The following is a 21,593-nucleotide window of genomic DNA, read 5'->3' as shown; positions in this document are numbered from 1 at the left end:
AGGGAGCGTGCTGGCCCTCGTGTCACGGACAGCGCCCGGGAACTCCATCTGGATGGCCGTGTGAGCGCGGCCCCGCAGGAGGACGGACGACATGAACAAGGAGAGCATCATCCGGGCCTGGAAGGACCCGGCGTACCGGGCGAGTCTGTCGCCCGAGCAGCGGGCGGAGTTGCCGGAGCACCCGGCCGGCGTGACGGAGTTGGACGAGGGCACGTTGGGACAGGCGGTCGGAGGGGGTGGCCTGGACCCCGTGGTCATCGGGAACATCCGCATCATCCGGCTCAGTGCGGTGGACGCATGCCCCTCGCTGTTCTGCCCCTTCTGGGAGCAGGACATCCGCATCAACCCGCAGCAGTTCGCGGCGCGCGTCTAGCGGCCAGACGGCCTCGGGAAACGCTGCGGGCCGCCCACTCCCAAGGTGGACGGCCCGCCTGGACTCCGAGGATTCGCTGGGGCACGTGCTACTGCATCGGGACCGGCTGCGGATTCCGCGCCCACTCGAGCGCAGCGGTGGCGACCTCTTCCCAGCCCTTCTCCCCGACGATGAAGTGGTCGCGGCCAGCGAACTCGCGGAAGGCGACGATGCCGCTCCGGTACTTCCTGGCGTTATCGCGGTTGAGTGCCGCGGGCATGATGTGGTCGTGCTCTCCGGCGATGAAGAAGAGGGGCGCTCGGTCTTCCTTGTGGAAGTCCACCTTCGCGGCGGTGTTCGGGTTCAAGTTGATGGTCGCGCCTTCGAAGAGGATTCGGCCCGGCGCGGCGACGGCGTAGCGCTCATACGCCTCCCGGCTCTCCTCCTCGCTCAGCGTGTTGGTGAAGGCGTAGTGGAACTCTTCGTGGGTGAACGGCACCGCGCGCTTCACGTTCGCCGGATTCTTGAGCACGGGGAACGTCGAACGCACTTGAGTCAGCGGCACCCGCAGCACCCCCTTCACCGGCGCCGAATCAATCACCACCCCCGCTGCACCCAATCCCCGGTCGAGCAGGAGCTGCACCACCGTGCCGCCGAACGAGTGGCCGATGAGGATGGGCTTGGAGGGGAGCGCCTCGATGATGCTCGCGTAGTGGTCCACCACCTTCTGCACGCTCAGCTCGGCAATCGGCGAGGAGTCCTTGCGCAGGCCGTCCACTTCACCCTCCATCCCCGGGTAGGTGGGCGCCAGCACCTTGTACCCACGGGCTTCGTAGAACTTCACCCAGTTCTCCCAGCTACGGGGCGTCACCCAAAGGCCGTGAATGAGGACGATGGTGTCGGGGGAATTGTTCTTGCCGGTGGTCTCCATGGCTTTCTCTCTCTCTCCGGTGCCGCGAAGTTCGTGTCGCGTTGATGAGAGGAGTATGTGCATTCGCCATTTCCTCCGGTAGGAACAGGTTGCGACAATCACCTTCAACCCGAAGTTGAAGATAGGGAGCAAGTGCGTGGAACCCCTTTCAGCCATCGAAGCCTTCGTACGCAGCGCCGAGCTGGGCAGCTTCTCCGCGGCTGCGCGAAAGCTCGTCCTGACGCCCGCGGCGGTGAGCAAGAGCGTCGCCAGGCTCGAGGACTCGCTGGGGGTGCGCCTGTTCCAGCGCACCACACGCAAGCTCAAGCTGACCGAGGCGGGTGAGCACCTGTTCGCTGACGTGGCGGGGAGTCTGCACACGCTGCAGGAGGCACTCACACGCGTCTCGAGCGAGAGACTCGAACCGACGGGGACGCTCAAGCTGAGCCTCGCTCCAGCGTTCGGGCGCGAGTACGTGCTGCCCGTCTTGAAGCCCTACCGGGAGGCCTGCCCTCGCGTACTTCCCGAGTGGCACTTCGAGAACCGGCAGGTGGATCTCATCGCCGAGGGTTATGACGTCGCGGTGGGCGCCGGGTTGGAGCTGAGCGCGGGGCTCGTCGCGCGGGAGCTGGCGCGCATCCACATCATCGCGGTGTCGTCCAAGGAGTACCTCAAGAAGCACGGCACGCCGAAGACGCCGGAGGAGCTGGCCCATCACCAGGTGATCGCGTTCCGTTCGCCGCGCACGGGCAAGCCACGGGTCTGGACGATGCGGAACCGCGACGGCACCGAGGCCCTCGTCGACCCGAAGCCGGCCATCTTGCTGAGCGAGGTGGACGCGATGGCCGCGGCGGTCCGCGGCGGCATGGGCGTGGCGCTGCTGCCGACCTCGCAGGTGCTGGCGGATGTGGAGCGCGGCACGGCCATCCGCGTGCTCCCGGAGTGGTACGCCGACGGCGGCCCCTTGCTCGTCTACTTCTCGAGCCAGCGCCTGCTGCCCGCGCGGGTTCGCGTGTTCATCGAGCTGCTCGCGGCCCACTTCAAGCAGGAGAAGCTCGCGCAGCGGTTCCGGGCGGATCGGTAGAGGAGGAGGCTCCGCACCAGCGAGTACGAATGCGAGGCTGCGCCGCCACCAGCGACACCTCGCCGCGGGCGCCGAGCGCCAGGGGAATCCCAGGCAGACACAGGCGCATCCGTCCAAAGCGGAGCAGGACGAGCACCCGGCGCACGTAGGGAATGAGCAGCTTCCGGGCGAACATCACATCCCCGAGGAGGACGCACCCAGCGAAGGGCACGAGGAGGCGGGGACCCTCTGCCCGTCGATGGTGGCTTCCTCGCCGCACAGTTCGAGTCACCGGACAGGCCCCATGACGCGGCCATGACACAGAAATGGAGCGCCCAAGACCACCGGCCCTCCCCGACTCCGTAGGTTGAGCGGTGTCAGTCCCCTACCCCGCTCGAGGAGGAGCGCATCCACGCCATGGATCATTCCGCTCATTTCACGCTTGCTGGCATCTGGCAATCCACGGGTCCTTTCGCCCGGGGCATCATCTTCGCCCTGGCGCTCATGTCCGTCGCGTCGTTGGTGGTGATGGCCGAGCGCATCATCGTCTTCCGTAAGACGCGCAAGGACTCGCGCAACTTCGCGGCCAAGATGGGCGCCATCCTGGCCGAGGGCGATCTGCAGCAGGCCGCCAACACCAACATGGGCAAGGAGATCGGCCACCTGGGCCGCGTGATCGGCTCCGGCCTGACCGCGTACCGCATCAGCCCTTCCGACAAGGAAGTGGCGGTGGAGTCGGTGGCGCGCGCCCTGGAGCGCCAGGCGCAGCGTGAGGTGCAGAGCCTCAAGCGCGGCCTGGGCGTGCTGGCCACGGTGGGCTCCACGGCCCCGTTCGTGGGTCTGCTGGGCACCACGATGGGTATCGTGAACGCCTTCCAACTCATGGCGGCAGCTGGTGCGGGTGGTCTGGGGACCATCTCCGCCGGTATCGCCGTAAATCCTCGCCCGAGCCCGTCGTGACGCGAGAGCAGAGGCGTGAGCATGTCCGTCGCCCCCGTGAAGGAGGAGGAAGCGATGGAAATGAAGGAGCAGGCGGAGAAGTTCCGGCGGCAGGTACTCGAGCGGGGCGAAGTGGGCCCGCGTACGCGCTACACGCAGGAGCAGAGACAGGAAGCGGTGGCGTACATGCGAGCGCGCCAGCAACAGGGGGCGAGCAGGGAGGAAGCGGCGAAGGAGTTGGGCGTGAGCAGTTGGACGCTCAGCCGCTGGGGCAGCGCAGCTCGCCGTGCCACTCATGAGGAGCCCGCGAGGGCAGCGCTGGTCCCCGTGGAGGTGAAGGACGCGCGCCCCGAGGCCAGAAGAGGAGGGCTGGTGGCGCACGGGCCCGGAGGAGTACGGGTAGAGGGCCTGTGCGTTGAGGACGCGGTGAGGTTGCTGCGAGGGCTGCTGTGATTGGCTCCACGCGCAGGCTCGCGGTGTACGCCTACGGGCAGCCGTGCGACATGCGCAAGAGCTACGACGCGCTGAGCGGGCTGGTGACGCAGGCACTGGGCCGCGACTTCCTCTCGGGCGACGTCTTCCTCTTCGTGGGACGGGACAGGAAGAGGGCCAAGGCGCTCTTCTGGGACGGCACCGGGCTGTGCCTGTACGCCAAGCGGCTGGAGAAAGGACGCTTCGCGCCGCTGTGGCAGCCAGAGAGCGACAAGCCGCCGCTGGTGCTGACGGTGTCGGAGTTGGCCCTGTTTCTGGAGGGCAGCGAGCTGGTGGGACGAGCGCCGCTGTCGCCCGCGCCGTACACGCTGGCGCCGCTCTTCCAGCCGGAGGACGCTGGGGCGGTGACTTCGTGAGTCATGCCGCGCGCACTACTTGCGCGGGCGGGTGCTGGCATGGCACTACCCGCGCATGAGCTTCCAGCTTACGACGGAGAAGGACGTGGAGAGGCTGCGCCAGGCGGCCCTCCTGTTGGAGGCGGAAAACAGACGCCTGGTGGCGCGCGTGGTGGAGCTCACGCGCAAGCTGATGAGCGCCCAGGGCAAGGACGCCGAGGAGTTGCAGCTGCGTTTGCAGGAGTTGGAGCGGCAGCTCGCGCAGCGCACCGGCGAGCTGTTTGGCCGCTCCAGCGAGAAGCGCCCCCAGCGCGAGCAGGACGAGGGGAACAAACCCGAGCCGCCCACGCACGGCCACGGCCCGCGCGCCCAGCCCACGCTGCCGACGCTGGAGGTGGAACACACGCTGGAGGAGCCCGACAAGCAGTGTCCCAAGTGCGGCGGGGCGCTGGCGCAGATGAAGGGCTGCTACGAGGAGGCCGAGGAGGTGGACGTGGTGGAGCGGCGCTTCGTGCTGCGCCGCCACAAGCGCCAGAAGTATCGCTGCGGCTGCGGCGGGTGCGTGGAGACGGCCCTGGGCCCGCCCAAGCTCCAGGCCGGTGGGCGCTACTCCGTGGACTTCGCCGTGGAGGTGGCCGTGGCCAAGTACCTCGACCACATGCCCCTGGAGCGGCAGGTGGGAAGCATGGAGCGCGAGGGGCTGGTGGTGGACAGCCAGACACTCTGGGACCAGATTGACGCGCTGGCGCGGTTGCTGTCGCCCGCGCACGAGGCGCTGCACGCGGCGCTGCTGACGCGCGAGATTCTGGGGGGAGACGAGACGCGCTGGCCGCTGCTGGGCAGCAAGAGCCAGACGCGCTGGCACGCCTGGGCGCTGTGCGCCCCCGACGCAGTGGTGTACCGGATACAGGAGGGCCGGGACACCGAGGCCGCGCGCAACATGCTCCAGGATTATGGCGGAATCCTCATGGTGGATGGGCTGAGCACCTACGAGAGCGCCGCCGCGGGCTCCGGGGGGAAGCTGACCCTGGTGAACTGCTGGATGCACGCGCGGCGCAAGTACGTGGAGTGCGTGGAGGCCTTCCCCCAGGCCGAAGAGGCTCTGGAGATGATTGCCGGGCTGTACGCAGTGGAGCGCGAGTACAAGGAGGGACCCGAGAGCCTGGAGCGCCTGCTGGAGCTGCGACAGCACAAGAGTCGTACCATCATCGAGCGGCTGCACCAGTGGGCGTGCGAGCAGCGCGCATTGCCCCAGTCGGCGCTGGGCCAGGCAATCAAATACATGAGCAACCGGTGGACGGGGCTGACGCGGTTTCTGACGGACCCGCGGGTGCCGCTGGACAATGGGGCCACCGAGCGCGCCATGCGCGGGCTGGCGCTGGGGCGCAAGAACCACTACGGCAGCCGGAGCCGGCGTGGCACCGAGGTGGCGGCCCTCTACTACAGCCTGATGGAGACGGCGAAGCTGGGCGGGGTGGACCCCAAGCGCTACCTGCGAGAGGCCGCGCTGGCGGCCCTGCGCGGGGAAGCGATTCCCCTGCCCAACCAGCTCGCGCAGTCCGCTGCGGGCTGACTCGCCACGGCACTCATTCCCACCTGTCTTGAGCTGACCGGGCGCCGCGCTGGCTGTCGCACCGCGGTGAGCGCTCCCTCATGCCCCGCGCTCGTCGTCAAGCTCCTCGACCACGGGGCTCGGCGAGCATTTACATTTCACCGACCCGGACTCGAGAATCATGCCTCGGGCAGGTGCCTTCCAGCAGTCCTACAACGCACAGGTAGCGGCGGACGCGGACACGCAATTGATAGTGGCGCAGCAGGTGGGGCAGAGCGCCAGCGATGCACGCCAGCTGACGCCCATGGTGGAGCAGGTGGAGGCCAACACGGGATTGGTGCCCGAGGAGCTGAGCGCGGATACGGGCTACCTGTGCAAGGAGGACATTGAGAAGGTAGAGGACAAGGGTGTGGAGTGCTTCATCGCCACCGGGCGCAGCAAGCATGGGGAGCAGGCACCGCCTGCCCCGCGAGGGCGCCCGCCGGCTGGCCTGAGCTTCAAGGAGCGCATGAAGCGCAAGGTTTTGACGAAGCGGGGGCGCAAGGCATACGCGCGGCGCAAGGTGACAGCCGAGCCGGTGATTGGGCAGGTGAAGAACGGAATCCTGCCGCGCTTCTCTCTGCGGGGCCTCACCAAGGTGCAAGGGGAATTCTCGCTGGCGTGTGCCGTCCACAACCTGAAGAAGTTGTGGAAGCTGGGGTGGGAACTGCCCAGCCTGGCCGCGCAGGCGGCGTAGCGGAGCAGGTCGCCGCACGGCGGTCGCGGCTCCACGGCCTCTGCACCTGGGGCGCCATATGGCGCCCGCTACGCGTTACCGTACCTCTGGCCGATTCGCCGACAAGCTCCTAGCCAGGACGATGTACCGGCGTGCCACGGAAAAGCCGTGGCACGCCGTAAACCCTAACGGCAGTCCGCGCGCCGCAGCGAGACACCGGCCTCGGTGCGGTACTGGTAGACGACGCCTCCCTCGTCCAGGACGGCGAAGTCCCGGAACGTCTCCTCGGGCATGGTGTTGAGCGGGAGAGGTTCAGACCTCCTCGTCGGGCAGGAGCGTGCGCAACAACTCGTCGTCGGGCCCGAGGGGACGCCAGCCGGGCGGTGGTGGCGCGGCGCGGAGTGCGGCCCTGGCATTCCCAACACGCTCCTCATGCGTTTCAGGAGTGTACGAGGACCAGCGGCCAAATGCCTCGGCAACCTTGAAACGGTTGGCGTCGTCCATCACTGCCGGCCATCCCTCGGGGACGCTCTGGGCCCACAGGCGCACGAATAGATCGCGCACAAAACGAGTGACCTGCTTGCGCCGCTCCGCCTCGGCGAGCAGCCCCTCCAAGACTTGCACCCCAGCGATGTCGTCCTTGCCCAGTTCCTTGGCAAGCATGTGCAGCGGCATGGTGGGGTGCGCATCAGCGAAGGCAGTGAGCGAGTCGTAACCCCGCTCGCGGACCCGCTCGTACAGGCGTGTCACCCAGTTGCCCTGCCAAGGATGTCCGTCGCTCATGGCCCTCTCCAGGGGATGAAATTCATCGGGATGTAGTAGTCCTCCATGGCCTTCGCGACGATCTTCAGGATCTCATTCCGCGTCAACATCCGGCCAACGTCGGCCTCGGCTTCGTGCAACGCCTTCATGATCATCCGGTTCCATTCACGCGGCCAGGTGCGGCCCAGCTTCCAGTTTCCACCGCCGTGAATGGCCTCGTGGTGCGCCTGCTCCAACTTGACGCAGAACTCGTCAATGTCCATCTCGCCAGTGAAGCCGCGCTTCTCGAACCACTCGCGGAACTCTTTCGGCATGACGTGGTGCCGCGGTGGCTCGGCCATGCCAGCCCCCGCTTTGCCCGTCTCGTGCATGGCCCCCACCTCGGGCCCATCGCCCAGCGCCTCGCGCACGCCCCGCGGCAGCTCGCCGTGCGCCTGCGCCAGCATCACCTGGCCCGCCTGAATCCGCACGGCGGCGCTGACGACGGGCAGGGAGAGGACGCCCGCGCGCACCAACTGGCGCACCATCTCCACCCACTCGGCGGACACGACCATCCGCGCGCCCATCATCACGCCGTCGCCGCCCACCGCCAGGCCAATTCCGGCCAGGGCGGGAGCGGACGGAGGCACCGAGGGCAGCGAAAACCTCATCGTCGAGAGCATCGTGACAGTCTCGATGGCTTCCTTGAGCACCAGCACCTTCTGGAGGTTTTCCGCCCCCACTCGCATTCTTTCCACGGTGGCCGCGAATTCCTCCGTGAGGTGGCCTACCAGCGGAGGTACGTCTTGCGCCGCCGCCTCCATCTGCTCGTGCTCCCGAGAGGAGAGTGCCCTCATTGCGGGCTCAAGCGTCTCCTGCCAGCGCCACATGTCCGCGAAGAGCGTCTCCACCGAGTAGAAGTGTTGTCTGAGCGCGACGTCCGCGAGGTTGAGGAAATCGAGCCAGACGGAGAGCAAGAGCGAGCCCACCATGGCGGCTTCCAGCCGTGGGCCGGCCACGCGCAGCAGGGCGAGTTGCAGGTCCGGCTCCTCCACCTCCGCAGCGGCGTTGGCCAGCCGGGTGGCGGCGACGAGCTGGGCGTCAATCCACCGCAGTTGCTCGGTGCCGTAATCGGCATAGCGGAGGAAGACACCGTCTGCGCTGGCGAGGCCCCGGCCACTGACCTTGAGCCGGGCGAGCTCGCCGGAAATGCGACGGGTGGAGCCCGACACGTCGAGAACGGCACCGCGAAACGCCAACTGGGCCGCGAGGGCGCGTTGCCGCGCCTCCCTTTCCGCGCTGTTCGGGCTCACCGCCGTCACCACACGGGAGGCCCGGCGCCGGTGTAGCCGCTCCGGTGCCTCGGCCTCAGACGTTGAGACGAGGAGGCGCGGAGACTCGACACCCAGCCCCTGAGTCGAGGCAGGTACCGTGGCCTCGCGAGGTGCGTAACGCAAGCTCGTCCCCTGGCCGGGTGGTGGCGTCAGCGAGGCACAGCCAGTGGACAGCAGCGACAAGGCGAGCAGCAGGCCCGCCCACACGGCCCGGAGCGAGTCGGCCCTCATTGTCCACTCCCAGGTCCACGGTCCAAATCCGTGTGCGTTCTGCGACACGAGACCACCTATGCACGCCTCGGGAGGAAGCACCCGCCGCCTCGCGTGGCGGGTGCTCGCCGGCTACCGGCAGTCCGCGCGCCGCAGCGAGACACCGGCCTCGGTGCGGTACTGGTAGACGACGCCTCCCTCGTCCAGGACGGCGAAGTCCCGGAACGTCTCCTCGGGCATGGTGTTGAGCGGCAGGTCCGCCTGGCCCAGCACCTTCCCGTCGAGTGGATCCAGACAGAAGAGCCGCACGCCGGGCTCGGAAGCGGGGCTCGCCTTGCCCGTGGGCAGCTCACCGGCCACTCCCAGGTAGATGACACCCGAGCGGTCGGAGTCGAGCAGCGTGATGTACATCAGCGGGAACTGCACCCGGTACTCGCGGGTGTAGCGCTGCTGGTTCGTCTGGCGATCGACGGCGTTGACCAGCAGGCGCCCACTCGGCCTTTCGATGATGGCCGCGAGGATGTACGAGCGGCCATCCCGGGTGGGACGGCCCGGAACCTCCGGGCGCGTGGTGTCGGCCGTGCCCGAGAGATCGCCGATGCGCACCAGCGCGCCGTGCTCGCGCTCGACGTACACCGAGTCCCCATCCACGAAGGTGCCGGTGATGCCACCCACCTCCGGGATGCCCTGGCCTTGCAGCGGCAATTCTCCACGGAGCGTGCCCGTCTCGGGGTCGATGATGGCCACGGATTTGTCCCGCAGCCGATCCATCACCAGCATCGTGCCGTCCCTGGCCACGGTGACGTCCTGGGGCGTCTGCTGGGTGATGGGCGTGGTCCCGAGCACCTTGCCGTCCTGGCCGATGCGGACGAGCCGTCCATTGAGCTGATCCAGCACCACGACGTCCCCGAGCGGCGTCACCGCCAGCGACATGGGCGCCTCGGGGTTGGCTTCCTGGGGACGGTCGCGCCCGAGCTGCGAGGAACCACTGCCCCAGCCCAGCTCGGCGATCACTCCCGGGGCCCTGTTGGAAGGCGCCGAAGGAGATGCACCCTCCCCCGCCTTGCCCTGACTGGCGCCAGAGGGAGACCGGGGTGCGGTGCCGCCCTGGGCCGACGCCGGGGCCGCCGGCTCTCGAGTGGACGAGGCGGAGCCCGGGCCGTCCTCCCTGCCCGAACGAGCCATCACGAACGCGATGCCGAGCGCGAGCACCGTAAGACCCACGAAGATGACGACAGCGCGCTTGCGCGACTTCATGACTTCTTCCTTTTCAGCTTCGGCTTCAATGAACACGGCTCAATGCGACGGGGAACCCTGCGCCACGAGCCGATCCACCCGCGCCTTCAGCTCCGGATCATCCGGCACGTCCGGCCCGAGCTGGATGAACGAGAGCAACTGGGTACGGCCCTCCGTGACCGGGCGCTCCCGGGCCTGCTCCTCCAGGCGTTGCCGCCGGGACAGGAAACCGGCCAGTGTCTCCTCGAGCGGCTTCCGGGCCGCCTCGTCCTTCGCCGCGGCCAGCCGCTCGCGAGCCCGCTGGATGTTCTCGTCCAGGAGCTTCAGCCCCTGCCGGGCCCTCGCCACCTCGGCGAGATCGACGAACGGCCCCGTCCCCGCGACGGTGAGCTCCAGGCGGCCCAATTGCCTGCCGCGCTCGCCCGAGGGCACCAGGGTGGCGTGACCGGGGCGCTGCGCCGTTCCCGGTAGACGGCCCTCGTGGGACTGCACGACGAAGTCCACCGCATCCCCCACCTCCCGCGCGAGCGCCTGGGCGGACTCCAGGGGCAGCGCGGCCAGCACCACCACCACGTCCACCCGCTCCTTCTCGCGAAGCCGGCGAGCCTCGGCGAGGGCCACGGGGGCGGGAGGCCGGCCCGTCACACCTGGCCGCACCTCGCCCTCGGGCGAGAGCCCCACCACACCGAACGCCAGCTGGCCCACCTTCACCACCGTGGAGGCCGTGAAGAGCGGCTTGCCCTTCGCGTCCACGAGGTTGGCCGACAGCACCTTCATCTTCGACTTCCGGGTGGCCTGCTTCAGGAAGTCCGTGCCGAGCACCAGGTCCCGCGCCCCCACGGCCATGGCCGAGGTACCCAGCGCGTCCATCTGCTCGAGCAACAACTCCGCGCGCTCGCGTGCACCCGGCTCACCCTCCGGCTCGGGCGTCTTGAAGAGCGCATTGCCCGCGTCCAGCACCAGCACCGGCTCGCCCTTCGCGCGCTCGCGCGAGAGGATCGTCTTGCGCCGGGCCAGCCCTCCCGCCGGCAGCTGCCCGCAGCCGCAGTGGGAAATCTCTCCCCGGTTGTCTCCGGTGAACAGGAGCACCGCCTTCCCGGGCGCGGCTCCCGCCACCAGGGGACTCAGCAGCAACACCAGCAGGGCGAGCAGGCCCGGTCGAACGCGCATCACATCCTCGGAAGACAGCCACTCCCCAACGAACGGCGGCCGGGCCACACGCACCCGGCCGCCCCCTCCCCACGGCGGAGGGACTAGAAGTGACGGATGGCGTGGTACGTGGTGGTGGCGGTGCGGAGGTTGTACACGCAACCGGCCGCGCAGCCCTTGCACTCGTAGGCCCACATGCTGCCCCAGCCATCACCCGACTCGTAGAGGAAGATGTGGCCGGCGCCGTTCTGGTTGTAGACGAGCGCGTCGGCCTTCAGCAGGGCGTCCCGGGAGATGGTCGTCCACTGGCTGGTGTCGGAGTTGAAGCTGACGGTGCTGTAGGGATGCGAGTCGACGGCCGTGTTGCTGTTGGTGCTGGGCACCACCCACACCTTGGCGAGGAAGCCGGAGCAGTCCGCGCCGTACGAGCCGCTGTGCGTGCAGGTCGGGCAATTCCCCGAGCACGAGCCCACGGCGGAGCCCGGGTTCCAGGCGCCGTGGCCCCACCAGTACGAAAAGCCCATTCCACTCTTCGCCTTGGCGATGGCGGTGTCACGCGTCGAGGTGGAGGTGGTCACCAGGGTGAGGTAGCTGCCCGAGGCCCAGCCCGTCACGCCGCTGTAGGTGAGCTTGTACCAACCGCTGGTGGGACAACCTCCGCCCGCCTCCTTGGCGATGGCACCGCCCGGCATCGTCAGGAGGATGCCGTAGGACGTCCCGGGCCCGCTGCGCAGGTTCAGGCCCGTGGTCGTCTGGAGGCTGGAGCCCGCGGTGACACAGGTGGTGATCGCGTCGGCGCTGCTGCCCACGCTCTCGTCCACGCCCTTCAGTTCGAAGCTCTCCACGGACGACTGGCCGCCGCCGCAGCCCGCCGCCACCACTGCCAGGACCGCCAACCACTTCAAGGAATGACCGCTCATGCTCCGGGTGCTCATACGTCCCTCCATGGGGGGAACTGCGGGGAAGGCAGGCGCGTCCCACGGCCCTTCACTCCACTGGCATGGCAGGGACGCCTTGAAAAACCAGAAAGCGCATGATTGCAGGAAATGTGGGAGCCGCACAACCCGCGAGAGCGCTCTTCACACCGGCACCGCCCTCCTCCACGAGGGTGCTCGTTCTCTCCCCACAGAGCCCCCGTTCTTCTCTATGTTCCACCGCCTCAACCAAGGAGCCCTATCTTGGCCGGATCCAGCCTTCTCGCACTGCTCGACGACATCGCCACCATCCTCGACGACGTGTCGGTGATGACCAAGGTGGCCGCGAAGAAGACGGCTGGCGTGCTGGGCGATGACCTGGCGCTCAATGCCGAGCAGGTCGCGGGCGTCAACGCCGACCGCGAGCTGCCGGTGGTGTGGGCCGTGGCCAAGGGCTCGATGGTGAACAAGGCCATCCTGGTGCCCGCGGCGCTGCTCATCAGCGCTTACATCCCCTGGGCGATCACGCCGCTGCTGATGCTGGGCGGTCTGTACCTCTGTTACGAGGGCGTCGAGAAGCTGGCGCACAAGTTCCTGCACAGCGAGGCCGAGGACGAGGCCCACCACGCCGAGCTCACCCAGGCCCTGGCGGACCCGAAGGTCGATCTGGTGGCGCTCGAGAAGGAGAAGATCAAGGGCGCGGTGCGCACCGACTTCATCCTCTCGGCGGAGATCATCGTCATCTCGCTGGGTGTCATGGCGTCCGCGCCCTTCAAGACGCAGGTGCTGGCGCTGGTGGGCGTGGCCCTCCTGATGACGGTGGGCGTGTACGGACTGGTGGCGGGCATCGTCAAGCTCGACGACGCGGGGCTCTTCCTCAGCCGGCGGACCGGCTTCCAGCGCACCCTGGGCGTGGGCCTCCTGAAGGGAGCGCCGTACCTCATGAAGGGCCTGTCGATCGCCGGCACCGCGGCCATGTTCCTGGTCGGCGGCGGCATCATCTCGCACGGCATCTCCACGCTGCACCACGGCATCGAGGGCCTGGCCCATCACGCGGGCCAGGTGTCCATCATCGGCGGTCTGCTCGGGGGGCTCACGTCGTCATTGGCCAACGCCCTGGTGGGCCTCGTGGCCGGTACGGCGGCGCTCCTCCTGGTGCTCGGGGTGCAGCGCCTGCTGAAGCGGGGCGACAAGGCTGGAGCCTCGAAGACGCACGGGTGAGTCGCACGCCTGCCCGCCCATGAGGCTGGCCAGCGGGGGCTGGCCGGCCGCCCGGACGGGCTGGAGCGTTTCGTGGAGCGACGAGGCCGCGCGACTTGCTAGGCTCGCGCGCGATGAGACTCCTGGCCCCCCTGCTCCTCGTCTCCCTGCTGCTGTCGTTGGATGCCCATGCCTACGTGGACCCCGGCACCGGCAGCGTGCTGCTGCAAATCCTGCTCGGCGGCTTCGCGGGCCTGGCCCTCTTCGGCAAGCTCTTCTGGCGCCGCGTCACCGAGCTGTTCGGCCGCAAGCCCCTGCCCCCTCCGGCCGCCGCCCCGGCTCCCTCCGACTCGCGTGACGTGAAGAGCGACCGGTGATCGCCTACGAACCCGGCTCCTTCAAGGACCCCTCCGGCCGCGTCTTCTATCTGCGCGATGAGGTGTACCGCACGCTGACCCCCGAGGCGGGCGAGGCGCTGGGCCGCGCGTGGGAGAGCGGCCTGATGCCGGAGCTCACGCGGGCCGGGTTGGTGCTCGAGACGGAGCGGGTGCGCGCCGCGGAGGTGGAGGTACCGGGCCTGGAGGGCACGGCTCAGTTGCTGCGCCAGCCGCGCGTGCCCGTGGTCAGCTACGCGTACGAGTGGAGCTTCGAGATGCTCCGCGACGCCGCCCTGGTGACGCTGGAGATTCTCGAGCGCTGCCTGGCCGCGGGCTTCCTGCTCAAGGACGCCAACTCCTTCAACCTGCTGTTCCTGGCCGGCAAGCCGCGCCTGGTGGACGTTCCCTCCATCGAGCCCTACCAGGAGGGCATGCTGTGGGCGGGCTACGGCCAGTTCTGCCGCAGCTTCCTCTTCCCGCTGCTGCTCGGGGCGCACCTGGGCCTGGAGTTCCAGCCGCTGCTGCGTGGCACGATGGGCGAGCTGCCGGTGCGGGAGGTGGCCCGGCTCTTCCGGCTGCGCGACTGGTTCAAGCCGGGCGTGCTGCGCGACGTGGTGCTGCAAGCGCGCCTGGAGCGGGACTTCGCCCGCCGGCAGGAGACGCTGGCCGGCTCGGTGAGCAACTACCGGCTGCCGAAGGAGCTGCTGGTGGCCAACGTGCGCCGGCTGCGGCGCATCATCGAGCGTTTGCGCACGCCCAACACGCCCTCGGAGTGGTCCGGCTACACCGCGTTCCACAACTACACGGACGAGGACCAGCGGCAGAAGCGCGTCTTCGTGGAGCGGGCCTTGGAGGAGGCGAAGCCCGCGCGGGTGCTCGACCTGGGGTGCAACACCGGGCAGTACACGGAGCTGGCGAGGGCCCGGGGCGCACAGGTGGTGGCGGTGGACGTGGACGCGCAGGCCATCGACCTGCTCTACCGTGGCCTGCCGGCCGGGGCGTCCGTGTGGCCGATGGTGGCCAACCTGGCCAACCCCACACCGGCCATGGGATGGGCGCTGAAGGAGCGCCGCTCGCTGCTGGATCGCCTCGGCTCGGACTTCGTGCTGGCACTGGCGCTGGTGCACCACCTGCGGATTACGGCGGGCGTACCGCTGGAGCAGGTGGTGGAGCAGCTCTTCGCCCTGGCGCCCGAGGGCGTGGTGGAGTGGGTGGACAAGCAGGACTCGATGGTGCGGCGGATGCTGAGCCTGAGGCCGGACGTCTACCCCGACTACACCTGGGAGAACTTCCGGGCGCTGCTGGAGCGCCACGGCACGCTGGTGTCCGTCCAGGAGACGCACGAGGGCCGCCGCCGGCTGTGCCACGTGCGCCGCCGCTGAGAGGTGGACCGTGGCGGGTGAGCGGGTGAACGTCGTGCGTGGTGGAGCCGTCGCGGTGTGGCAGGCCGTCTGGGCCTGCTACGCGTTCGTGCTGCTGGAGTGGCTCTTCCTCGTCACCCAGCAGGGCTTCATGGTGTCGTTCCCGCGCACGGTGTGGGCCAGCACCCTGGCGTGCCTCCCGCTGGTGCTGCTGCTCCCGTCGCTCGCCGTGCTCCCGCCGCTGCTCGGTGTCGAGGCGCTGCTCGCGCGCCTCCCCGAGGGCTCCAGGGCGCGGACGCTGCCCGTCGCCTCCGCCGTCCCGGCGCTGGTGCTGACGGGCCTGTCCTTCCTGCTCATCGACAACTTCACCTACACCCTCTTCGGCTTCGGGGTGGTGACGGTCTCGAAGTCCCTGCTGTTCCTGTACGTGCTGCTGCTGCTCGTGCTCTTCGGCACGCTGGTGCGGAAGCTGGCCCGTGCACGTCAGGAAGTGCTGGCCTCGGACGGGTGGCGCTGTCGGCTCGCGGTGGCGGGAGGGCTCGTGACCCTCTCGCTCGGGGTGCTGGCCCTCCGGCTCGCGGGGGGGAGAGAAGCACCGGAGCAGGAGGCGCCCCTGGCCTCGGCCACGGCCCGGCGGCCCAACGTGCTCTTCATCGCCTCGGACGGACTGGAGGCGCGGCGGATGTCCGCCTACGGCTACGAGCGCCCGAACACGCCCTTCCTGGCGCGCTTCAAGGAGCGCACCCTCTTCTTCGAGAACGCCTTCTCCAACGCCGGGCGCACCACGGGCTCGCTCACCTCGATGCTCACCTCGCGCCTGCCCACGAGCACCCGGGTCATCTTCCCGCCGCACATCCTCTCCGGCGAGGCGGCGTTCCAGCACCTGCCGGGGCTGCTGCGGCGCGCTGGCTACGAGACGCACCAGTTCACCGTCCGCTACTACGCGGACGGGGCCGACCTGAACCTGCAAGGGGGCTTCGAGCGGGCCGGCGGACGGGAGTTGTCCACGGACGTGCCCTCGGGGCCCTGGCGGAACCTCATGGAGGAGCGCTACGTGGCCGAGCGCATGGCCGAACGGCTCTCCGAGCGTGTGCTGTATGTGCTCGGGCTCCGGCCGATGGTGAACTACTTCAAGCTCGTGCAGCTGCCCACGCGCATCTACGGCTGGGACACGGACGAGGATCGCATCAAGGGGGCCCTCGCCGTGGCGGAGAAGGCCCAGCGGCCCTTCTTCACGCACATCCACCTGATGGGGACGCACTGCTGCGCCTACAGGAAGAGTCCCGAGCCGGTCTTCGCGCGCACCCCCGCAGCCACGCCCGAGGAGCAGCGGGAGAACATGCTGGACGACGCCATCCTCGACGCGGACCGCCTCATCGAGCGCCTCCTCACCGGGCTCGAGGAGCGCGGGCTGCTGGAGAACACGCTGGTGGTCATCAGCTCCGATCACAACCAGGGCTGGATGACGCTCGACCGGGTGCCGCTGATGATCCACTTCCCCGGCGGGCAGCGGCACGGAGTGGTGAAGGAGAACGCCCAACTGCTCGACGTGGCACCCACGGTGCTCGAGGCCGTGGGGCTGTCCGTCCCGGGCTGGATGGAGGGCCGCTCCCTGCTCTCCGCACCGCGCGGTCCCACCGAGCCCATTCTCAGCACGGGGGAAGTCGACTCGATGCGCACCGAGGCGAACTGGGAGCGCATCTCACGCCTGAGGGATCCGGGGCCACCGCTCTACGGCCTGAGCACCCTCTCCGCGGTGGTGTGCGACCAGTGGTGGACGCTCCAGCTCAAGACGGGGGAGCTCCAGAAGGGCAAGGTGTCCGGGCACACGGCGCCGTGCGCGGAGACGTCACTTCCCGCGGACCCGGACATCCGCCGGACCCTCCTCACGCACCTGCGGGAGCGCGGCTTCGAGCTCGCGGACCCGCGGTAGAGCCCATCAGGCGCCGAACCACCCCTTCTGGAGCGCCTCCTCGAGACGGCCTTCCAGATAGGCCCACAGGGCCGGACAGCCATCCTTGATGGGCGGAGCGATGCGGCGCACCACACGCTCATGGCTGACGCCGTTCTCTCGCCAGCTCTGCCCCGAGTTGGCCAGGTTCAGCAGCACCGGCATGGCCCGGTCCACGGCATGCGCGAAACGGGCTTCCGGCGTCTCGCCCGTCTCGAACTCCTGCCACAGCGCCAGGAAGGCCGCGCCCTGCTGCTCCGGCAACAACCCGAAGATCCGTTTCACCGCCGCCAGCTCGGCCGCCTTGCGCTCCTTCCAATCTCCCTCGGCGTACACCAGGGTGTCCCCGGTATCGATCTCCCCGATGTCATGCACCAGCAGCATGCGGATGACCCGGTTGATGTCGATGGTGGAGCCCGCGTAGGGCGCCAGCGAGGCGGCCAGCATGGCGATCTGCCAGCTGTGCTCCGCGGAGTTCTCATAGCGCTCGAGCCCCAGCGGACGGGTCTTGCGCGTCACGCCCTTGAGCTTGTCCAGCTCCAGGATGAAGTCGATGATCTGCTGCATCGCCGTGCCTCCAGGAGCCCTCTGAGCCAGCCCCTCGCGGCACTCTACAAAAAGCGGCCTGGACTGGCGTGGGATCATCACCCCCACGCCAGCCCGGAAGCTGCCTCGGGTTACTGCTGGTTCAGCTGGACCTCGAGCGACTCCATCTTGCGGATGACCGGATGGGGCCCGAACGAGGGCTCCTTCGCCAGCCGCAGCGCCGGGTAGCGCTTGATGAACGTCTCCACGGCGATCTGCACCTCCAGCCGAGCCAGGCTCGCGCCCAGGCAGAAGTGCATGCCGTGGCCGAAGGCGATGCTCGAGTTCGTGTTGCGGCGCACGTCGAAGACATCCGCCTTCGGGAACACGTTCTCGTCACGCAGCGCGCTGTTGAGCAGGACGAGCACCATCTGGCCCTTCTTGATGGTCACCCCGCCCATCTCCACGTCCTCGAGCGCGTAGCGGGCGATGCCCAGCTTGCCGAAGTTGTCGAAGCGCAGCACCTCTTCGATGACGCCCTTGAGCAGCTCGGGCTCGGACTTGACCTGCGCGAGCAGCTCGGGCCGCTTGAGCACGTTGTAGACCGTGAAACCGATGAGGTGCACGGTGGTCTCGAAGCCGCCCACGATGAGCGCGGCCACCAGCGACAACAGCTCCGAGGTGTTGAGCCGATCCCCCTGCTCCTCCGTCTGGATGAGCGTGGTGAGGATGTCATCCGGCAGGGGGTTGCGGCGCCGCTCCTCGATCGTCTCGCGCACCAGGGCGATGCCCTCCTGGACGTCGGCGCGCAGGGAGGGCACCTCCTCCGGGCGGAGCAGTCCGGGCAGGAAGCTCTTGATCGCCGCCTCCGTGAAGCGCTGGAACAGCGTCTCGCGCCCCTTGGGGATCTTCAGCATGGAGCCGATCACCCGCGGCGGAATCCGGTCCGAGATGTCCGTGACCACGTTGATGGTGTTCCGTCCCTTCAGGTCATTCAGGATGTCATCGACGATGGCCTGGAGCTCCGGCCGCAGCCGCTCGATGGCGCGCGGCGTGAGCGCAGGGCTCACGAGCTTGCGCACCCGGGCATGGTCCGAGCCCGACAGCGCGAAGAGGCCTCCCTTGTTGAGCTCCGCCAGCTCGGGGATCAGCGCCGCGGATCCGGCCACCGCGGCGAACTCCCACTCGTCCCGGTTGGGCGAGAAGCGCTTCGAGTCCCGGAGCACGGCGGTGGCGTCCTCGTACCGGCTCAGCAGCCAGGACCGGCCTTCCGGCCAGTAGTACAAGGGCGCCTTGGTGCGCAGCTCCTCGAGCGCGGGATAGGGATCGAGGACGTAGCCGGGTGCGTCCGGCGCGAAGGCCACGGAGGGGGGATGGGAAGGCGTCTGAGGCGACATGGGTCATCTCCTTCGGGGGGGAACAACGAACAAGGGTGGGAACTCAGTCTTCCGAGAGCGACAGCGCCTGCTTCGGACATCCGAGGATGGCCTTGTCCACCTTGGCGCGCAGCTCGGGGGAAACCGTCTCGGTGAGGACGTGCAGCTGATCCTTGTCATCGAGTTGGAAGGACTCGGGCGCCGCGCGCACGCAGACGCCGTTGGCCTCGCAGCGATCCCAATCGACCACGATCTTCATGTGCATCTCCTTGAGGTGGGACTCTGAGGTGGGACTTCGAAACGGAAGGGAGGGCGTCAGGCCTTGAGCAGCCGGAGCACCAGTTCGATGGGCGGCCGCGCCATGCCGGGATGCACGGCCTGGTTGATGGCGAGCCCCTGCGTCACCGCCATCCACGCACGCGCGAGTTCTCCGGGCGGGCCGGCGGCGGCGGCTCCCGTGCGCTGCGCCTCCTCGATGAGCGAGGACAGGGGCTCGTGCACGTGCCGCTCCAGCCGGTCCAGCGCCTCGCGCACTGGCTGGGGCGCGTCCCCTCCCATGGAGGCATGCACGATGATCCGCAGGTGCTCGGAAGCCTCCACCGAGCTCTCCCCCATGATGGAACACACGTACACGAGCCGCTCCCATGCGGAGACGGGCATCGCCCGGGCCCGGGCGATCAGCGCCTCCCAGCCGTGGATGGACTCCTCGATGACGGCGACGAAGAGCGCTTCCTTGGTGGGGAAGTAGTGGTGCACCAGCCCATGACTGATGCCCGCGGCGGACGCGATGTCGGAGATCTTCGCCGCGGCGAAGCCCTTGCGCGCGAACACCCGCCGGGCCGCGCCCAGCACGTCCCTCCGCCGCTCTTCTCGAAGCTGCTCCACCCGCGCCGTCGGACGAGGACTCATGACCATCCCCAACTCTTGATTGACTGGTGGGTCAATCAACCAACCACCGTCCCCAGCTCTAGCAAACCCAGAAAAAGGACACAACCCCGGAATGACTCAGGGTTCAGTCACAGGGGTGAGAGCGCGCGGAAACGCTCGGCGAGGTGGTCGATCAACGCCCCCACGGGCGGCGGCAGGCCCCGGCGGGAGGTGTAGACGAGATGGACGGTCCCGTCCGGGGCATGCCAGTCCGGAAGCACCTGGACGAGCTGGCCGGAGCGCAACGCGGAGGCGCAGGTGTGCTCGGGCAGCATCGCGAGGCCGAGTCCCGCCGACGCCGCCTCACGCAACGCGCCGAAGTCTCCACACGCCAGCCGCGGCTCGTGGCGCACGGAGAGGGTCTGCTCCCCGGGCCCCACCAGCTCCCAGACCTCCTGGCCCGCTTCCTCGCTCGCGCTCAGGGTCGGCCACGAGGCGAGCCGCGCCACGTCCCGGAGCTCCCCGAGACGCGAGACCAGGGAGGGACTCGCGACGAGGATGCGGCGGCTGCGCGCGAGCGTCCGCAGGATGAGCGCCGCATCGGTGTCCAGCGTGGTGCGCACACGGAGCGCGACGTCGATCCGCTCGTGGATGAGGTCCACCCGCCGGTTGGTGGCCACCACGTGCAGGTTCACCCGGGGATGGCGCGACAGGAAGTCGGCCAGCAGGGGCGACACCACCTCCATCATGCCCAGGGGGCAGCTGAACCGGACGAGCCCATGGGGCTCACCCTGGGTCGCGGCCACCGCCTCCTCGGCCCGCTGCACCTCCGCCATGACGTTGCGGCAATGCTCGTAGAAGGCCTGCCCCACCTCGGTGATGCGGAACCGGCGGGACGACCGTTCTATGAGCCTGACGCCGAGCCGCTCCTCGAGCTGGGCCACCCGGCGGCTGAGTTTCGACTTGGGTTGCCGGAGCGCACGGCCCGCCTGCGAGAACCCTCCCCACTCGACGACCTCGGTGAAGAAGAACAGGTCATTGAGATCCTGCATGAGGGCTCCATCGTTCCATTTCGTGAACGCAGGGTGCCACAAGCGCCCGCTTTCGGCCTCATCGTTCCACGGCTATCTCTTTCCGGGCGAGCGACGAACTCCTTCGCCTCGCGACAGGGAACGAGCCATGAGCAACAGACTTCAGGACAAGGTGGCGGTCATCACGGGTGGGACCACGGGGATCGGGCTGGCGGCGGCGAAGCGGTTCGCGGCCGAGGGGGCGCACGTCTTCATCACGGGCCGCCGCCAGGCGGAGCTGGACGCGGCGGTGAAGGAGCTGGGCCCTCGCGTCACGGGAGTGCAGGGCGATGTGTCCCAGCTGGCCGACCTGGATCGCCTCTACGAGCGGGTGCGGCGCGAGCACGACCACATCGACATCCTCTTCGCCAACGCGGGAGGCGGGGAGTTCGCGGCCCTGGGCACCCTCTCCGAGGAGCACGTCGACAAGACCTTCGACATCAACGTCAAGGGCACGGTGTTCACGGTGCAGAAGGCCCTGCCGCTGCTGCGCGACGGCGCGTCGATCATCCTCACGGGCTCGACGGCGGCCACCACGGGCAGCCCGGCGTTCAGCATCTACAGCGCGACCAAGGCGGCCCTGCGCAGCTTCGCCCGCAACTGGATGCTGGATCTCAAGGACCGGCACATCCGCATCAACACGTTGAGCCCGGGCCCCATCCGGACGCCCGGCCTGCATGGCCTGGGCAAGACGGAGGACGAGTCGCGGGCGATCCTCGACAGCCTGGCGGCCAGCGTCCCCATGGGCCGCCTGGGCGAGCCGGACGAGGTGGCCAAAGCGGCGGTGTTCCTCGCCTCGGACGACAGCAGCTTCGTCAACGGCACCGAGCTCTTCGTCGACGGCGGCCTGGCGCAGATCTGAGCAGGCCCCGGCTGATGTCGCGCGCGGGCGAGTTGGCGCGGTGGTGGGATTTTTCACCTGGG

At 68.8% G+C, this 21,593-nt stretch carries 22 protein-coding genes and 1 pseudogene; 12 read left to right on the top strand and 11 right to left on the bottom strand.

The genetic code is table 11. The features are described 5' to 3' along the window. Nucleotides 1-91: 91 nt before the first annotated feature. A complete protein-coding gene (locus BO221_RS00885; protein ID WP_073558439.1) occupies nucleotides 92-373 on the top strand; it encodes a mersacidin/lichenicidin family type 2 lantibiotic in 282 nt (93 codons plus the stop codon). An 88-nt stretch (nucleotides 374-461) separates the two neighbouring features. Here BO221_RS00885 and BO221_RS00880 read toward each other — a convergent pair whose 3' ends face one another. Beyond that, nucleotides 462-1,283: an alpha/beta hydrolase gene (locus BO221_RS00880; RefSeq protein WP_043395317.1), complete on the bottom strand. Its 822-nt coding sequence runs from the start codon at nucleotides 1,281-1,283 to the stop codon at nucleotides 462-464. Nucleotides 1,284-1,419: 136 nt separating this feature from the next. On the opposite strand from BO221_RS00880, the gene BO221_RS00875 reads away from it, so the two are divergent. From BO221_RS00875 to BO221_RS00850, 6 genes and pseudogenes are all read left to right on the top strand, one after another. After that, nucleotides 1,420-2,346, top strand: a complete 927-nt coding sequence (locus BO221_RS00875) for a LysR family transcriptional regulator (protein ID WP_073558438.1) — start codon at nucleotides 1,420-1,422, stop codon at nucleotides 2,344-2,346. 396 nt (nucleotides 2,347-2,742) lie between these two features. Beyond that, nucleotides 2,743-3,258: pseudogene (locus BO221_RS00870) on the top strand (MotA/TolQ/ExbB proton channel family protein); the annotation flags it as partial. A gap of 48 nt (nucleotides 3,259-3,306) precedes the next feature. Then, nucleotides 3,307-3,717: a helix-turn-helix transcriptional regulator gene (locus BO221_RS00865; RefSeq protein ID WP_073558437.1), complete on the top strand. Its 411-nt coding sequence runs from the start codon at nucleotides 3,307-3,309 to the stop codon at nucleotides 3,715-3,717. Beyond that, nucleotides 3,714-4,112: an IS66 family insertion sequence element accessory protein TnpB gene (tnpB, locus tag BO221_RS00860; protein ID WP_083680609.1), complete on the top strand. Its 399-nt coding sequence runs from the start codon at nucleotides 3,714-3,716 to the stop codon at nucleotides 4,110-4,112. The genes BO221_RS00865 and tnpB overlap by 4 nt, the downstream gene beginning before the upstream one ends. A gap of 55 nt (nucleotides 4,113-4,167) precedes the next feature. Beyond that, a complete protein-coding gene (locus BO221_RS00855) occupies nucleotides 4,168-5,664 on the top strand; it encodes an IS66 family transposase (RefSeq protein ID WP_143195195.1) in 1,497 nt (498 codons plus the stop codon). Between the two features lie 160 nt (nucleotides 5,665-5,824). Then, nucleotides 5,825-6,379, top strand: coding sequence for a transposase (locus BO221_RS00850; RefSeq protein ID WP_073558435.1), 555 nt, complete (start codon nucleotides 5,825-5,827; stop codon nucleotides 6,377-6,379). Nucleotides 6,380-6,670: 291 nt separating this feature from the next. Here the strand turns inward: BO221_RS00850 and BO221_RS00845 are convergent, their stop codons facing one another. The 5 genes from BO221_RS00845 to BO221_RS00825 form a co-directional block, all read right to left on the bottom strand. Next, nucleotides 6,671-7,141: an NUDIX hydrolase gene (locus BO221_RS00845; protein WP_073558434.1), complete on the bottom strand. Its 471-nt coding sequence runs from the start codon at nucleotides 7,139-7,141 to the stop codon at nucleotides 6,671-6,673. Continuing rightward, on the bottom strand, nucleotides 7,138-8,664 hold the full coding sequence (locus tag BO221_RS00840; protein ID WP_083680607.1) for a DUF2380 domain-containing protein: 1,527 nt from the start codon (nucleotides 8,662-8,664) through the stop codon (nucleotides 7,138-7,140). The genes BO221_RS00845 and BO221_RS00840 overlap by 4 nt, the downstream gene beginning before the upstream one ends. Before the next feature lie 111 nt (nucleotides 8,665-8,775). Continuing rightward, a complete protein-coding gene (locus BO221_RS00835; protein ID WP_073558433.1) occupies nucleotides 8,776-9,900 on the bottom strand; it encodes a hypothetical protein in 1,125 nt (374 codons plus the stop codon). Between the two features lie 39 nt (nucleotides 9,901-9,939). Next, nucleotides 9,940-11,049 carry a 5'-nucleotidase gene (locus tag BO221_RS00830; RefSeq protein WP_369864081.1) on the bottom strand — a complete coding sequence of 370 codons (1,110 nt, stop codon included), beginning with the start codon at nucleotides 11,047-11,049 and terminating at the stop codon, nucleotides 9,940-9,942. Between the two features lie 83 nt (nucleotides 11,050-11,132). Further along, on the bottom strand, nucleotides 11,133-11,963 hold the full coding sequence (locus BO221_RS00825; protein ID WP_073558432.1) for an SH3 domain-containing protein: 831 nt from the start codon (nucleotides 11,961-11,963) through the stop codon (nucleotides 11,133-11,135). A 243-nt stretch (nucleotides 11,964-12,206) separates the two neighbouring features. On the opposite strand from BO221_RS00825, the gene BO221_RS00820 reads away from it, so the two are divergent. The 4 genes from BO221_RS00820 to BO221_RS00805 all read left to right on the top strand — a co-directional run bounded on the left by BO221_RS00820 (nucleotide 12,207) and on the right by BO221_RS00805 (nucleotide 16,813). Continuing rightward, the gene (locus BO221_RS00820) at nucleotides 12,207-13,163 is read left to right on the top strand and encodes a DUF808 domain-containing protein (protein WP_073558431.1); all 957 of its coding nucleotides are present in this window, start codon (nucleotides 12,207-12,209) and stop codon (nucleotides 13,161-13,163) included. Between the two features lie 113 nt (nucleotides 13,164-13,276). After that, entirely contained in the window at nucleotides 13,277-13,519 is a 243-nt protein-coding gene (locus BO221_RS00815) for a hypothetical protein (RefSeq protein ID WP_043398644.1), read from the top strand. Next, nucleotides 13,516-14,901 (top strand): bifunctional 2-polyprenyl-6-hydroxyphenol methylase/3-demethylubiquinol 3-O-methyltransferase UbiG, encoded by a 1,386-nt coding sequence (locus BO221_RS00810; protein WP_073558430.1) that lies wholly within the window; start codon nucleotides 13,516-13,518, stop codon nucleotides 14,899-14,901. The genes BO221_RS00815 and BO221_RS00810 overlap by 4 nt, the downstream gene beginning before the upstream one ends. A gap of 10 nt (nucleotides 14,902-14,911) precedes the next feature. Continuing rightward, nucleotides 14,912-16,813, top strand: coding sequence for a sulfatase (locus BO221_RS00805; protein WP_073558429.1), 1,902 nt, complete (start codon nucleotides 14,912-14,914; stop codon nucleotides 16,811-16,813). Nucleotides 16,814-16,819: 6 nt separating this feature from the next. On the opposite strand, the gene BO221_RS00800 is transcribed toward BO221_RS00805, so the two are convergent. From BO221_RS00800 to BO221_RS00780, 5 genes are all read right to left on the bottom strand, one after another. Further along, a complete protein-coding gene (locus tag BO221_RS00800) occupies nucleotides 16,820-17,398 on the bottom strand; it encodes an HD family hydrolase (RefSeq protein ID WP_073558428.1) in 579 nt (192 codons plus the stop codon). Between the two features lie 110 nt (nucleotides 17,399-17,508). Beyond that, nucleotides 17,509-18,753, bottom strand: coding sequence for a cytochrome P450 (locus BO221_RS00795; protein ID WP_073558427.1), 1,245 nt, complete (start codon nucleotides 18,751-18,753; stop codon nucleotides 17,509-17,511). A gap of 43 nt (nucleotides 18,754-18,796) precedes the next feature. Beyond that, complete coding sequence (locus BO221_RS00790; protein WP_083680604.1) at nucleotides 18,797-18,991, bottom strand: ferredoxin; 195 nt, start codon at nucleotides 18,989-18,991, stop codon at nucleotides 18,797-18,799. A 56-nt stretch (nucleotides 18,992-19,047) separates the two neighbouring features. Continuing rightward, complete coding sequence (locus BO221_RS00785; RefSeq protein ID WP_143195193.1) at nucleotides 19,048-19,641, bottom strand: TetR/AcrR family transcriptional regulator; 594 nt, start codon at nucleotides 19,639-19,641, stop codon at nucleotides 19,048-19,050. Between the two features lie 107 nt (nucleotides 19,642-19,748). Then, nucleotides 19,749-20,651 carry a LysR substrate-binding domain-containing protein gene (locus tag BO221_RS00780; RefSeq protein ID WP_073558424.1) on the bottom strand — a complete coding sequence of 301 codons (903 nt, stop codon included), beginning with the start codon at nucleotides 20,649-20,651 and terminating at the stop codon, nucleotides 19,749-19,751. A gap of 127 nt (nucleotides 20,652-20,778) precedes the next feature. Here BO221_RS00780 and BO221_RS00775 point away from each other — a divergent pair, with 127 nt between their 5' ends. Continuing rightward, nucleotides 20,779-21,531, top strand: coding sequence for a glucose 1-dehydrogenase (locus BO221_RS00775; protein ID WP_073558423.1), 753 nt, complete (start codon nucleotides 20,779-20,781; stop codon nucleotides 21,529-21,531). Nucleotides 21,532-21,593 lie beyond the last annotated feature (62 nt).

Source organism: Archangium sp. Cb G35, assembly GCF_001896145.1.
In the GTDB taxonomy this organism is placed as follows: domain Bacteria; phylum Myxococcota; class Myxococcia; order Myxococcales; family Myxococcaceae; genus Archangium; species Archangium violaceum.
Note: the sequence above shows the minus strand (reverse complement) of the source record. Positions and strands in the feature narration are given on the sequence as shown.